12 protein-coding genes are annotated in these 13,621 nt (G+C 47.8%); 7 read left to right on the top strand and 5 right to left on the bottom strand.

From position 1 onward, the window contains the following. Nucleotides 1-25 precede the first annotated feature (25 nt). The gene (locus AAC052_RS22210) at nt 26-475 is read left to right on the top strand and encodes a 3-oxoacyl-ACP synthase (protein WP_317489849.1); all 450 of its coding nucleotides are present in this window, start codon (nt 26-28) and stop codon (nt 473-475) included. Between the two features lies 1 nt (nt 476). Here the strand turns inward: AAC052_RS22210 and AAC052_RS22205 are convergent, their stop codons facing one another. Then, nucleotides 477-3,572, bottom strand: a complete 3,096-nt coding sequence (locus tag AAC052_RS22205; protein WP_317489848.1) for an ATP-binding cassette domain-containing protein — start codon at nt 3,570-3,572, stop codon at nt 477-479. A gap of 34 nt (nt 3,573-3,606) precedes the next feature. Then, complete coding sequence (locus tag AAC052_RS22200) at nt 3,607-4,416, bottom strand: hypothetical protein (protein WP_317489847.1); 810 nt, start codon at nt 4,414-4,416, stop codon at nt 3,607-3,609. A 158-nt stretch (nt 4,417-4,574) separates the two neighbouring features. Between AAC052_RS22200 and AAC052_RS22195 the strand changes: the two genes are divergently transcribed. Next, complete coding sequence (locus AAC052_RS22195; RefSeq protein ID WP_317489846.1) at nt 4,575-5,267, top strand: hypothetical protein; 693 nt, start codon at nt 4,575-4,577, stop codon at nt 5,265-5,267. Between the two features lie 18 nt (nt 5,268-5,285). Then, the gene (locus tag AAC052_RS22190; RefSeq protein ID WP_339815546.1) at nt 5,286-6,683 is read left to right on the top strand and encodes a GH1 family beta-glucosidase; all 1,398 of its coding nucleotides are present in this window, start codon (nt 5,286-5,288) and stop codon (nt 6,681-6,683) included. A 72-nt stretch (nt 6,684-6,755) separates the two neighbouring features. Here the strand turns inward: AAC052_RS22190 and AAC052_RS22185 are convergent, their stop codons facing one another. Together AAC052_RS22185 and AAC052_RS22180 are read right to left on the bottom strand one after the other, a co-directional pair. Then, nucleotides 6,756-7,148 carry a type II toxin-antitoxin system VapC family toxin gene (locus AAC052_RS22185; protein WP_151997191.1) on the bottom strand — a complete coding sequence of 131 codons (393 nt, stop codon included), beginning with the start codon at nt 7,146-7,148 and terminating at the stop codon, nt 6,756-6,758. Beyond that, on the bottom strand, nt 7,130-7,360 hold the full coding sequence (locus AAC052_RS22180) for a hypothetical protein (protein WP_317489844.1): 231 nt from the start codon (nt 7,358-7,360) through the stop codon (nt 7,130-7,132). Before AAC052_RS22180 ends, AAC052_RS22185 begins: the two co-directional genes overlap by 19 nt. A 95-nt stretch (nt 7,361-7,455) precedes the next feature. Here AAC052_RS22180 and AAC052_RS22175 point away from each other — a divergent pair, with 95 nt between their 5' ends. Both AAC052_RS22175 and AAC052_RS22170 read left to right on the top strand, forming a co-directional pair. Continuing rightward, nucleotides 7,456-9,177 carry a M28 family peptidase gene (locus AAC052_RS22175; protein ID WP_339815545.1) on the top strand — a complete coding sequence of 574 codons (1,722 nt, stop codon included), beginning with the start codon at nt 7,456-7,458 and terminating at the stop codon, nt 9,175-9,177. A gap of 81 nt (nt 9,178-9,258) precedes the next feature. Further along, nucleotides 9,259-9,825 carry a hypothetical protein gene (locus AAC052_RS22170; RefSeq protein WP_317489842.1) on the top strand — a complete coding sequence of 189 codons (567 nt, stop codon included), beginning with the start codon at nt 9,259-9,261 and terminating at the stop codon, nt 9,823-9,825. A 4-nt stretch (nt 9,826-9,829) separates the two neighbouring features. On the opposite strand, the gene AAC052_RS22165 is transcribed toward AAC052_RS22170, so the two are convergent. Beyond that, nucleotides 9,830-10,219 (bottom strand): DUF983 domain-containing protein, encoded by a 390-nt coding sequence (locus AAC052_RS22165; RefSeq protein WP_339815544.1) that lies wholly within the window; start codon nt 10,217-10,219, stop codon nt 9,830-9,832. 208 nt (nt 10,220-10,427) lie between these two features. Between AAC052_RS22165 and AAC052_RS22160 the strand changes: the two genes are divergently transcribed. Both AAC052_RS22160 and AAC052_RS22155 read left to right on the top strand, forming a co-directional pair. Next, entirely contained in the window at nt 10,428-12,152 is a 1,725-nt protein-coding gene (locus tag AAC052_RS22160; protein ID WP_339815543.1) for a PQQ-dependent sugar dehydrogenase, read from the top strand. A gap of 285 nt (nt 12,153-12,437) precedes the next feature. Continuing rightward, on the top strand, nt 12,438-13,529 hold the full coding sequence (locus tag AAC052_RS22155) for a sialidase family protein (protein WP_339815542.1): 1,092 nt from the start codon (nt 12,438-12,440) through the stop codon (nt 13,527-13,529). Nucleotides 13,530-13,621 lie beyond the last annotated feature (92 nt).

Genomic DNA, 13,621 nt, shown 5'->3' with positions numbered 1-13,621 from the left:
GAAATCAATACTTTTCCTTCGCTCTATGGAAGTCAAACAACAGCTTTTGCAAACGTGCATTGATCATGTGAAGTCAAGGATTGATACCGCCAATAGTGCTATTGCCGAGGCCAGGGAGGCTGCCAATTCAGAAACGAAAAGCAGTGCAGGCGACAAGTATGAAACCGGGAGGGCCATGATGCAGCAGGAAATTGAGAAAAATGCAACACAAGCAGGCGAAGCCCAAAAGCTGTTGCAAGTATTAAAATCTATTGATCCATCCAAAACGCCCGGCGCTGTCCAGTTGGGAAGCATGGTCAAAACGTCGCTTGGGCACTATTACTTTGCTGCCAGCCTGGGCAAAGTATCACTTGATGGGAAAGACTACTTTGTGATTTCACCGGGCTCACCACTGGGGCAGGCGTTTTTTGGAAAAAAGAAGGGGGAAAAGGTCACCTTTTTGGGGCAAACACACCTCATTGAAGAGTTAAGCTAGGCTATTCCTTGCGCAGCCTTGTGCGCCATACGCCTTTCATTGCCCTGCCAAAGAAATCTTTAACCAGGAGCACGTAAAGCAGCCCGGTCATGCACCACAGTACCATGAGGTTGAACCAGAAGGTATCAATGCGGTAGCCTAAAAAGATTTTCACGGGAGCATAAAAATGTGCTCTTCCCAGGTTGGACTCAGGCTCCATTAATACGGGATCCTTCTTTTGAATCAGCTGGTCGGCTCCATAATAGAGTACCTTAATTTCATTCCTGTTCAATAAAATATCAGACAGTGCCTCGTTGAAGGATGATTTTTTGAGAACCAAAATCTCATCCTTTCCGATCCTTCGGGACAATCCATTGTAAATCCCTTCTTGTTCATTGGCGGCATCTTCCATTTTAACGGTGAATGCCCTAGTCAGCGATTCGAGGTAACTCAATACATTTTTCCCAATATTTTGTGTAAAGCTCTTCGGTGTCAGGTTATTAGCAAACGTAAAAGGCTGCATCTCTGCCTTTTTCCCCAGCCTGTCCAGTTCGTTTCGGAGGATATCGAGCCTTGCCTCAAAACTCTCTGATTCCTTGTTCTCATCCTGCATCAGAGAGTTAGTGATGACCTCTAGTTCCGGAATTTTAAATGAGATATTGAACGAAGCGGCACTGATCTTTTTCTCCGCTTCAAAGAAATGCTTCTCATAGGCATTCTCCTTGAACTGTGCCACCGCAATGGCCTCATAAGCCCATCGTGACGCCATCACATCGCCGATAAATGGCACATAGACCCTGTTCGTAAGCGACTTGTGAAGGTCATCGAACTTGATCATGGCCCCTCCCAGCAGCAGCTGCGGCACCAAAATGAAGGGAATCAAAATGTAAATGGTGATCACCGAGTTAAAAGCGGACGATATGGTAAGCCCCACCAGGTTGGCAAAGCAAGCCGTAGAGAAAAGCAGCAGCCAGTAGTAGAGAGAAAGGCCATGGATTTCCAGGATAAAATTACCTATAACCACAAATGTCAGCATTTGAAAAGCCGACAGTGTGAATAGAAAGCTCACCTTGGAATTGATATAACTGAACCGGCTAAGGTTGAGAAACGACTCCCGTTCAATAATTTTTCGGTCTTTGAAAATCTCCTCTGCACTCACCGACATCCCAATAAACAAGGAAACCACCACCGCCATAAAGAGATACACCGGCAGGTTCTTGTTCTCCGCCAGGTTATACTCAAGTCCGCTTGAGTACTTAGAAAAATAACCAAGAATAAATGCCAGCACAGGTGCCTCCAACAAGTTGATAAGGATATACTGCTTATTAGCCACCTTCGACAGCACGTTCCGCTTACTATAAATCAAAAACTGCTTGAGTGAGCTGGGCAGCCTGAAATTGGACTTGGGAATGGACGTGTCGTGACGCAGCTGAGGAACAAACGGCTCAATCTTCTCTTTGTACTTATGAAACCAATCGCTTGGTTTGATTTTTCTTTCGGCCGTAGGGCGCCCGTCGTCATCAATGGTTTTCGTTTCAACGATCTGAAGAATCTGCTCGGGAATCACGTTGCCACAATGCGGGCACTCGCTTTCGGTGGCATTTACCTGCGTACTCTCGCTTTTGAAATAAACAACAGCATCAATAGGGTTGCCATTGTAGATGGGGTAACCGCCCCTGTCCAGCATCCAGAGCTTATCAAACAACTTGTAAATGTCCGACGAAGGCTGGTGAATGATCACAATAACAAGCTTGCCCTTGCGGGTCAGGTCTTTAAGCAGCCACATCACCTTCTCAGAGTCCATAGAGGAAAGGCCGGAGGTTGGCTCATCCACATACAACAAGGCTGGTTCACGCAGCAGCTCAAGGGCAATGTTCAGTCTTTTTCGTTGCCCACCTGAAATAGATTTGTTCAAAGGATCGCCGACCCGAAGGTCTCTGATCTCATACAAGTCGAGCTCGTGGAGCACTTTGTCAACAGTTTCCTCAAGCTGCTCCTTGCTAAACTCGCTGAAGCACATCTGCGCATTGAAGAAAAGGTTTTGGTACACTGTGAGCTCCTCAAACAACAGATCGTCCTGTGGCACAAAGCCTATCATTCCATAACGGGCGGCATTTTCCATGCTAAAGCCGTTCAGAGTCACTCTCCCCTCAGTCGGTTCAATTTTGCCATTCAGCAGGTTCAGCAATGTCGACTTCCCCACGCCACTGCCACCCATTACGCCCACCAGCGTGCCCGACTCTTCCGAAAAATTGAAGGGATGGATGCCATTGTCGCTGTTTTTGAATTGGAAGGTGAGGTTCCTCCCGGTCAGGACAATGTGCCCCCGCTTATGGTCTTCAAGAAACTTTTTGGTGATTTCAGTTTCGTAAATCGGCTTGATCGTCTTGCCTTTGATTATAGACCCGGGCTTGAGCTGATACGACTTACTTTTGACAATTTTGTTGCTCTCTACATAAAGGTTGAGGGGGCCGTCGTACCGGAAAAAGAAGGTGTTGATACTTGCAATATGAAGCACGAGTATCTTCCCAAACATGTTTTCCACCCGCATGTGATGAAACTCGGTGGCCCCGGCCACTTTCTTCTTTTTCATCATCCAGGCTATGTCATCCGACCATTCGGTGGCACGGTTGTCGATCACCAGCCCCCGCTGGGTGTCCATGCCCTTGCCATCTTTGTTAAGCACAAAAGCCTTGATGTCATTTACTTCTTTGCTGGGTATGCTGAAGTTCATACCCACCAGCATAACAAACTGTTCTTCTCGGTCAGTTACTTTTCCGTCGGCAAAAATGAGCTCCAGAAGCTGGAGAAATACAATGATACGTTCATGCTGAAGAAGCTCCTGATTGAGCTGATTGCAGATTTTGGTAACCTGCAAAATACTCTCTACGTCAGTGGCCAGAAGTGCTTCCTCGTCGCCTGTGCGGGGTTGGCTTCTGTGAAAAGAGAGGTAATTATTGTAGAGGTCAAGATATGCTTGAGTTAGCTCCTCGTTGTTCAGGCTCCTGTTAAGATAAGGCTTAATCACTAATTGAACCGAGTCAAACTGATCGTCCTCTTTGACACTCTCAATGATGGCGAACAGATGCATTAATGCATTTACAATCGACTCGGTCATAGCCGGGGAATAGGAACTAACTCAAGCAATTAAATTATGGTGTAACTATCTGCGTACGGATTGATTCGATGGCTACCTGCAAGTCATCAAATTGCTCAGCTGTCAGCTTATCGCCTACTTTGCTATATGCTTCTTTGATTCCCTGAAGAGCTGGAAGCACCTTTTGCACATTCTCGTCATCAGAAAATTCGCCAAGTAAGTCAACCAGCTTCGACACTTGCGACTTTTGGCCAGCGATAACATCCAACAGCTTTTGGTCATAGCCACTGCTGATAACCAGGTTCGATGAGATATACAATCCTTCCACCACACTACCAGCAAGCACTAGCAGCGAAGTTCTTTCTTGTGAGCTGCGGTTAAGGAAAGTGTAGGTGTCGTAGAAAGCCTCAGTGATAATATTGATCAGTGAGTCCTTGTTTTGAAGATTGTTCTCCACCCGGCGAGCCATTTCCATGCTAAAGCCAGAGGAGATATTGAGGCTCTGGATCAGCTTTCTGGAAGCGTTAAGAAAATCCATTGTCTCTTGCTGACGGTTGTAAGTACTGGCGTAGCTCAAATCGGCACCATAAACGCCCAGATTCACTGCCTTGCTATATGCAGTAACATACTGATCAGCATTTTCAGCATCATTGGTTATTCCCAAGACAAATCCTGCCTGCGCATCCTGAAGCATTTTAGTTACTTCGAAAGAGGTAGGAATGGGGTAGTTAAATTCTTTTTCAACTTTGTCAACGGCGGTTTCCTTAGTGGCTTCTTCAGCAGATGCAGCCTTTTTGTCGCCTGAGCTACAGGAAACAACGAACGGAATTACTGCAAGCAAAAGAAGTGATTTCAGGTTTTTCATAGTTATTAGTTTTTGGTCTTATCTAGAAGGCTTGAATTTATCGGATTATTTGAACAAATCTAAATGTTTAGTTTGAATTACATCTACTAAACCACAGATGGCTTATATTGTAGATCAGCTTTGAGTTCCTCAAATCTTAAGTGCGCTAAATTAATTCAATGATCAATAATCCCAACTATCCTCTTCGCAGTCTTGGGCTTTTTATTTTACCGTTGGTCGTTTGCCTCGGACTCATGAGGAGTGTTTCGCTGCCCAACGAAAAGGCTCTACAGCCCTACAAAAGCCTGATTATAGCCCTCGAATTTGTGCATTCGTCATCGGATGTGGTTAACACACTGGAAGTATTGGACAAAGAAGAAATTTTGGGGCTGGACAGAGTAAATTATTTCGACTTCGTTTTTATGGCCGTTTACAGCTCTTTTCTGGCATTTTTCATCTACAAACTCGGCGTTGTCTCCAACCAGCCTCTGGTAAAGAGCATGGCCTGGGCAGGGCTTGTCATATTCAGCAGCGACCTGTTGGAAAACATCATGATGCTTCGCATTACCTCCGGGTACATGGAAGGCGGAATGAGCTTTAGCCCCTACATTAATTTTCTACCACTATTCACCTGGGCAAAGTGGGGGCTGCTGGCCGCCGTGTTTGCCTGGCTCGGTACACTTCTTATCCAAAAAGGTTCCCTTTCAAAAATGCTCTCACTCATTCTTTTCCTCCCTGGCATTCTTTTGGCACTTTCTGTTGTCGATTATTTTAGCTGGATCAACAGGTTTACCACCTCCATATTTTTGGCCTTCATAATCCTCCTTATCTTTGCCGTTTGCTTCAGGAAAACCGAACAATATAAAGCGTAGCCAAGTCGACCCACGAGAATGCTAAATAAGGGCACAACAAAAACAAGCGTCAATCATGAGCTTTTGGAAGACATCCGCCCCTTCAGCCGGGTTGATTTTGGCAATGACTTCACATGGGGAGTTGCCACCGCCGCTTTCCAAACTGAGGGTGCCTGGAACAAAGATGGCAAAGGCGAGTCGGTTTGGGATCGGTTTACCCACACCAAAGGCAAAATCAAAACAGGTGACCATGCCAAGGTAGCCACCGACTTTTACCATCGCTACGAACAAGACATTGACCTGGTGAAACTGATGGGGTTCGACTCCTTCAGGTTTTCAATTGCCTGGCCAAGGTTGCTTCCCAGCGGCACTGGCCACGTCAACAGCAAAGGTGTCGACTTCTACCACCGGGTGATTGACTACTGCCTGGAAAATGGCATCACTCCGTGGATCACACTCTATCACTGGGACTTACCGCAGGCACTGCAAGACCATGGCGGTTGGGCCAACCGGGATATTATTGGGTGGTTCACCGAATATGTTGATCTGGTGACCAGACAATATGGCGACAAAGCACAAAACTGGATGGTACTCAACGAGCCCATGGCTTTCACCGGGCTGGGTTACATGGCTGGCTATCATGCCCCTGGCGTAAAAGGACTGGACTCGTTCCTTAGTGCAGCGCATCACACAACGATGTGCCAGGCCGAGGGCGGGCGAATTGTTCGCTACAATGTGCCTCATGCCAACATAGGCACTACGTATTCCTGCTCCCACGTAGACCCTGTAGACAAACTACCCTGGAATGTGGAAGCCGCCAACCGGATGGACGCCGTTTTCAACAGACTGTATGTGGAGCCAGGGTTGGGACTTGGTTACCCAACAAAGGCTGTTCCTATCCTCAAACGGATAGAAAAATTCATGAAGGCCGGTGATGAGGAAAAGCTCCCGTTCGAATTCGACTTTATCGGCATTCAGAATTACTTCCGCATCGTTTCAAAATACTCTTTGTTTTCGCTCGGCCTCTTTGCCAAAGAAGTGCCCGCCACAAAGCGGAATGTAGAAATGAACTCCATGAATTTCGAAATCTTCCCGGAAGGCATTTACCACATGCTCAAGCGCTTTGGCAGCTACGAGGGCATCAAAAAACTAGTGGTGACGGAAAATGGTGTTTGCCTGCCGGACCAGATCAACAATGGGGCAGTGAACGACCGTCGCCGCATCAAATTCTTCGAAGAATACCTGCTGCAAGTGCTCCGTGCCAAAAAAGAAGGCGTTGACGTTGACGGCTATTTTGTGTGGACCCTCACCGACAATTTCGAGTGGAGTGAAGGCTACGAGCCCCGCTTCGGGCTTGTGCATGTCGACTACGAAACGCAACAGCGCACAGTGAAAGACTCGGGTTGGTGGTGGAAGGAATTACTTCTAAGCGACTAATTCTTCAAATCTCTTTGCTTTGATATGGGTGTGGTGTTTCGGTTTTTCAAGTCCGATCCCACACGCCTAAAATCAATCTGAAAGTAGGTCAAGATTCGGGATGTGAACAAAATGCTTCTTGTTTGACGTATCCAAAGTGAGTTGATGAACAATTGCAGTGGCTGCAATAAACAGGTCGGGCTTGTCAATGCTTTTGCGCAGGTGCTTCAGTTGTTTTACGATTTCGGCCGCCATTCGGGCCGCTTTGCTGTCAAATTCAAGGATCGTGATTCGCTCTAGCATGCGATCCCAGAATGCTGTATGATCCGGTGAAGCGCCATTAATTACTTCAAACTCGGTTACACTGGAGATGTAAAGCCGATCGTATAATTTGAAATGATTGACAAGACGAGAATTGCTCTTGTTCGTCTTGCGAAAATAGTCTATCAGGATTGTAGAATCCAGCATTAGCCTTTTGTCCGCCATGCTGCAATGCTTTTTCTGTTGGATTCAATCACTTTGATTTCTTCTTTTGAAAAGACAGGCCCATCAATTAACATCTCGACAAATGATGACTTGTCATCTTTTTCCACCATATCCTCCTTGAGCTCATCCCTCAACTTGGATTTTTCTGCCGGGGTCAATGTCCGCACTGCTCTGAGAAGCTGCTGAAAGGGTATTTTTACTTTCATTTCCATAAATCAAATTTAATGAAATTGATTGAAATTTCGACGGAGCCTGGAATGGCAACTAACATTTGTTTAATATCTACTCCCATTTTTTACCTTTGATCATGAAAAACATTGCCCTATTCCCTCTCACATTCATTTTATTGAGTTGCGCTCAACCAACTACTGAAACGCCAAATCCTTCAAGCGCCTATTTTGACCTGGTGAGGCCGGAAGTAACCGGCGACCTGGCTTACGAAACCACTGCCTACGTGGAACAATTCTGGCGACTGGCTGGCAATACAGGCTTCGACTCCAGCATCTACCGAATTGTGTCTGAATTGCAGAGAGCAGGCTATGTGCCGGAAGAAAACGCCACAAAGGACAACAGGCTTGTTTACCGTATCGAGAAAAGGGCATTATCCAAACCCACCTGGGAGCCAGTGAACGGGGAATTGTCTATCAAAGGCGACGCCAGCCCATTACTTAGCTTCGCTACCAACAGAAACATGCTGCCGATCTACTCCACCAGCACCCCAGAGGCTGGCATTGGCGGAGAGGTCGTTTTTGTTGAAGATATTGAGGGAATAGCAGCCGGAAGCTTAAAAGGAAAAATTGCCCTGGCAGATGCCAATCCCCGGCAGGCATTCGAACAGGCCGTTCAAAAAGGTGGCGCCCTGGCTTTGCTTACGTACAACAACCCGGATTACCTCCAGCCCGAGAAAAACGTGACGTCTATTCAGTTCAGGAGCATCCCTTATCAGGAAGGCAAAGATGCCTGGTGCGTGGCTTTGTCGTGGGAGGCAAGGGAGAAGCTGAAGAATGCTATGGCCAAGGGAAAGACAGAGCTGAATATCAAAATCAACACTAAAATCTACCCCTCCGAAGAACTCACCGTGGTGGCCAATGTGAGAGGTTCGCAAGTGCCCGATGAAAGACTGGTATTCAGCGCCCATGTGCAGGAGCCCGGTGCCAACGACAACGCCTCAGGCACAGGCACCCAGGTAGAAATGGCAGCTGTAACGGCGAAACTGATGAAGGAGAACAAATTCGATCCGAAAAGAACCATCACATTTCTGTGGGGTGACGAAATAGTCTCCACCAGGCGCTACATAGAAGAAGACTCGCTAAGGGCTTCTCATATCAAATGGGGCATCAGCCTCGACATGGTGGGAGAAAACACAGCGGTGACAGGAGGCTCGTTCCTGATCGAAAAAATGCCCGACCCCAGCGCCATCTGGACACGGGGCAACGACAAACATACCGAGTGGGGAGCGGGCGATGTGACCATGGCCGACATGAAACCTCACTATTTTAACGACTTCATATTGAATCGATTTTTGGAACAAGGCACTCAGGCCAACTGGCAAGTGAGCTACAACCCATTCGAAGGCGGCAGCGATCACGTGCCTTTTCTGGAAGCCAACATCCCTGGTTTGCTGCTTTGGCATTTCACTGACCAGTTTTACCACACTGACAACGACCGGCTGGACAAAGTATCTAAAGCAACCGAGAAGAATGTGGCCACCGCTGCTCTTGCCTCTGCTTTCACCCTGGTCAACGCTGATCATCAAACTGCTCTGTCCATCATCAGCGAAATAAAGAATGCGGCCACCAACAGGCTGAATGCCGAAGCTGAGTTGAGCAAGCAAGCCGTAAAGGACGGAGCCAGTGCATCTGAAGAAACTCAAATCCTCAGCGCCTGGGCCGACTGGTACGTGAAGGCACTTGGCAGCGTGAAAGACATGGAAGTGGGTGGTGCCAGCACCGAAGTCACGGAAGCGATTGAAGCTTCACAAAAAGAAATTCAAAAGCTTTTAGAAGAAATAATCAAACAACTGCGCTAATTGGCAAGATAATGGCACACACCATGGCAGTAAGAAAATAACTGATCCAATAAGTCGTTCAGTTAAAAGTTAAAGCTAGCCATGTCTAAAATATTTATCCCATTGCTTTTTCTGGCTGTTTCAGTCCAGGCACAGAAATACTCCACTGCCCTCGGCGTCCGCTTTGGCAACGAGCACTATGGCATCACGGCAAAGCAGAAGCTATTTGCTAAAACAACACTCGAAGGCATTTTCGCAGCCTACCCCAGCCAGTACAGCAGTACGCTGCTCATTGAACAACATTTTCCTTTGATTGGCAAAGGCTTCAATATATACACCGGAGCCGGCTTGCATTTGGGAGAACAAAAAGAACAGGGAAACTATTATGGCTACGACGCCATACTCGGCGCTGAAATGAAGCTCCCGGGGCTACCGATTGTCATTTCAGCCGACATCAAACCCGCCTATGAAGTCAATCACTCTGATTGGTTCACTTTTTCAACGGGCCTCTCTGCTCATTACATCATCGCCAAAGACACGAAAAAGAAAAGGCAAAAAGCCCGGGAAAAGAGAAAGCGGAAAAAGGAACGACAGAAGCGCAGAGAAGAAAAAGCTGAGTCAGATGACGGATCAGGGCTCCTGAACTTCAATCTTTTCAAGAACGGATAATACGCTAATCCTTTTTTAAACTGGTTCCTTTGTACTTCACCATCATGTTGATCCAGATGCTTCTGGAAAAGCGGTAGTTGAATGGCAGCAGCCCCACAACGATCGTGACAATGGCCACCATCATCATCGTAAGTGTCACCTCTTCCACAATCATAGCAAGGATTGCCCAAACGGCTACAAAAATGACTGAGTTGATACCATAGCTGACAAACATGGCCCCAAAGTAATAACCAGGCTCAGGCTCAAAAGACTGGTTGCATACCTGGCATGTCTTGTACATATGAGTGAACTTCGAAAAGCTGAAATGGTTGCTCCCGGGGAACAAGTCACCTTCATGGCACCGGGGGCATTTCATCTTGGTGATCGCATAAAATTTTGATTCCTTGTTACTCATGGGGCGTCGCTTGAAATATATTGACACAAAGTTACTAATTGGTAGGTGACAATGAAGGAAATTTCGTCATAGTGGTAAGTCAACCAAACAAAGAAACCGCCTGCCCCATTGACCAACCATTCCTTTTCCACTTTGCTGATCTTTGACTAATATAGACCCGCATTATTTATTTGATACTACACATACTTGCCTAAAAACTATTTTACTAATGAAAACAACCTCCCTTCTGAGCCTAAGCTATCTGCTTTTGATCTTGCTGGTAGTCACTTCCTGCGGTGGTGAAACAAAAAACGACAACAACAATATTTCTACCGACGAAGCAGTGATTGCAGCCGGTCAGGCCACATTTGACATGACCTGCGGGGCTTGTCATAATTTTATGCAGGCAGGCATTGGGCCGCAGCTGGGAGGACTCACCAAAGAAGTATCGGCTGACTGGATCAAAAACTTTGTGAAGAACCCTCAGCAAATGATTGACTCGGGCGACGAAAGGGCTGTGATGTTGTTTAAGAAATTTAATTCCTACATGCCCTCCTTTTCATACTTATCAGATGAGCAGATTGACCAGGTAATTGCTTATATCAATACGAAAGAAGCACCCGTATTTGGTGGAGGCACTGACAAAGGAGAAGCCCTGAAAAACCCTATCCCCGACACTATCCAAACATCGGACATAGTAGTAGCTATGAAGGAAATAACAGGGCTCCCTGCATCAAGCGACAAGCAGCCGATCAACAGGATGACCAAAATGGATCAGCTGCCCGGTACCAAAAGGAGCTTCGTGGTGGATTTGAATGGCAGGTTGTATGAAATGGTGAACGGACAACCAAAGTTGTACATGGACATGGCTGAGCTAATGCCAAACTTCATCAGGCAGCCCGGCCTGGCCACCGGGTTCGGCAGCTTTGCCTTCCATCCTGAGTTCAGCACAAACGGCCTGCTCTACACCACCCACACCGAGCCCGCAGGCACCAAACCCGCCGACTTTGCCTACGCTGATTCTATTCCGGTGAAGCTACAATGGATTCTAACAGAATGGACAACCGATCCTGCCGCCAAAGCCCCATTCACTTCTACCAGTCACCGTGAGCTGTTCCGCATCAATATGGTGACGCAAATTCATGGCATGCAGGACATCCGCTTCAACCCACTGGTAAAAAAGGGCGATGCTGATTATGGCCTTCTTTACGTTGGCCTGGGTGATGGTGGTGCGGCCGAAAACGGATACGCCTTCCTTATCGATAACCTGCAAACAGCCTGGGGCTCTATCTTCCGGATTGATCCTGCAGGCACCAACAGTAAAAATGGAAACTATGGCATACCAGCTTCCAATCCCTTTGTGAGTGATGCCAATCCCAACACAGTAAAAGAGATTTATGCCAAGGGCTTCAGAAATCCTCATAGACTTACCTGGCTTCAGTCGGGTGAAATGCTGGCTTCTAACGTTGGTCATCATAGCATTGAGTCTCTTTACATGATTCAGCCGGGGCGTAACTATGGCTGGCCTTACAGAGAAGGAACCTTCGTGATCGATCCCTACGACGATATGTACAAAGTATTCGCCAATACCATTGGACCTAACGACCCCATCACCTACCCGGTGGCACAGTACGACCACGACGAGGGCAATGCCATCCTGGGTGGCTTCGAGTACCTGGGATCGGATGTGCTTGAGCTGAAAGGGAAATATGTGTTTGGCGACATTGTGCAGGGCTGGTTGGCCTATGTCAACATCGCCGACCTGAAACTTGGCCAGCAGGCTACGATCAAAAAGTGGCAGGTGAGCATGAATGGCAAGCCGGTGAACTTCAAAGACATTTGCGACTGCAAAAAAGTGGATTTACGACTGGGCACCGACGGCGACGGCGAACTATACATTTTCACGAAAACAGACGGCAAAGCCTACAAACTAGTGGGCTCAAAGGCGATGTGATCCTAATTTAGAATTCGATACCCCGTTAATGCCATCTTTTTATTAGCGAGGTTTCTGATTCGAGCAGCGCCCAACCAGGAGGGAGGGCGAAAAATGGCGGCCGGGTGCGTGTAATTGGCCAGTGCGTTAATTTTTCGTTGACTTTTGGTTACTTTTTGTCCCATCCGGGAACGGCAAGAAAAAGTAACAGCCCGTCCGGCTTGAGGACGAAAAGCAACTTTCGACAACCGAGGCTATTTTATAGCACAAAGCTAATCCAGATGGCCGCAACTTAATTCGAACCTTATGAGCATAATTTTTAATAAAAACATTCAAACTGCAAGTATCATCATAACAATTTTGATCTTCATAGGCTCCTGTAAGCCAAAAACAAAACAAACGGTGCGACAACAACCCAAACCCACCGTCACGCCCCTCACCTCCGACTTCGTTTTCGGCGACGACCGTGACTTCGCCCAGGCCCACGCCTCCACCCTCGTTCGCACCAACGACGGGAACTTCCTCGTTGCCTGGTTTGGCGGCACCCACGAAAAGCACGATGATGTGGGCATTTGGCTCACCAAAGGCAACGCAGGCAACTTCTCAAGACCCGTTGAGGTGGCCAAAATTCGTGAAGATGCCCACTGGAACCCTGTGCTTTTCAAAGAAGCCTCCGGCGATATCATCCTCTATTTTAAAGTAGGCAAAACCATCGACAACTGGGAAACCTGGTGGATCCGCACCACCGACAATGGTGCCACCTGGTCAGCCCCTGCCGAACTGGTAGCAGGCGACAAGGGAGGCCGGGGCCCGGTAAGAAACAAACCCATCACATTAGCAGACGGCTCACTGCTGTCGGGCTCCTCCAAGGAAACCAACAAGGTATGGGATGCCTTTGTGGACCGCAGCACCGACAACGGAAAAACATGGACTAAATCGGAGTTTCTACCCCTGGACAGAACAGCCATTGAAGGCGAAGGCATCATCCAGCCCACGCTATGGGAGTCTGCTCCGGACAAAGTCCACATGTTGCTAAGGAGCTCGGCTGGTGCCATCTGCCGCAGCGATTCTGAAGACGGCGGTGTTACCTGGTCACCGGTATACAAGACCTCGCTGCCCAACCCCAACAGCGGCATCGACGTGGTGAAGCTACCCGGCGGCATGCTGGCCCTGGCCTTCAATAACACCTCGGGCAACTGGGGTTCACGGTCTCCGCTATCGCTCGGTGTTTCCACCGACAACGGCCTCACCTGGCCCACCATCGTCGATATTGACAAAGGCACGGAAGAGGAGGAGTTCTCCTACCCCGCCATCATCCAGTACGGCGACACCGTGGCCGTTACCTACACCTGGAAACGCCAGAAGATTGCGTTTAAGAGCTTTTTGGTGAAAAACTAAAGAGGTTCTTTTTGCGTCCCTGCAGATGTAACGCCTTGAACTAAAGAGGTTACTCTCTCCTCCCCTGCCGATGTAACCTCTTTAGTCAGTAA

Source organism: uncultured Imperialibacter sp., assembly GCF_963974565.1.
Lineage (GTDB): Bacteria > Bacteroidota > Bacteroidia > Cytophagales > Cyclobacteriaceae > Imperialibacter > Imperialibacter roseus.
Note: the sequence above shows the minus strand (reverse complement) of the source record. Positions and strands in the feature narration are given on the sequence as shown.

Excerpts from the sequence above, each read along its gene's own strand:
- AAC052_RS22210 (WP_317489849.1), top strand. The coding sequence starts at position 26 with ATGGAAGTCAAACAACAGCTTTTGCAAACGTGCATTGATCATGTGAAG.
- AAC052_RS22205 (WP_317489848.1), bottom strand. The coding sequence starts at position 3,572 with ATGACCGAGTCGATTGTAAATGCATTAATGCATCTGTTCGCCATCATT.
- AAC052_RS22200 (WP_317489847.1), bottom strand. The coding sequence starts at position 4,416 with ATGAAAAACCTGAAATCACTTCTTTTGCTTGCAGTAATTCCGTTCGTT.
- AAC052_RS22195 (WP_317489846.1), top strand. The coding sequence starts at position 4,575 with ATGATCAATAATCCCAACTATCCTCTTCGCAGTCTTGGGCTTTTTATT.
- AAC052_RS22190 (WP_339815546.1), top strand. The coding sequence starts at position 5,286 with ATGCTAAATAAGGGCACAACAAAAACAAGCGTCAATCATGAGCTTTTG.
- AAC052_RS22185 (WP_151997191.1), bottom strand. The coding sequence starts at position 7,148 with ATGGCGGACAAAAGGCTAATGCTGGATTCTACAATCCTGATAGACTAT.
- AAC052_RS22180 (WP_317489844.1), bottom strand. The coding sequence starts at position 7,360 with ATGGAAATGAAAGTAAAAATACCCTTTCAGCAGCTTCTCAGAGCAGTG.
- AAC052_RS22175 (WP_339815545.1), top strand. The coding sequence starts at position 7,456 with ATGAAAAACATTGCCCTATTCCCTCTCACATTCATTTTATTGAGTTGC.
- AAC052_RS22170 (WP_317489842.1), top strand. The coding sequence starts at position 9,259 with ATGTCTAAAATATTTATCCCATTGCTTTTTCTGGCTGTTTCAGTCCAG.
- AAC052_RS22165 (WP_339815544.1), bottom strand. The coding sequence starts at position 10,219 with ATGAGTAACAAGGAATCAAAATTTTATGCGATCACCAAGATGAAATGC.
- AAC052_RS22160 (WP_339815543.1), top strand. The coding sequence starts at position 10,428 with ATGAAAACAACCTCCCTTCTGAGCCTAAGCTATCTGCTTTTGATCTTG.
- AAC052_RS22155 (WP_339815542.1), top strand. The coding sequence starts at position 12,438 with ATGAGCATAATTTTTAATAAAAACATTCAAACTGCAAGTATCATCATA.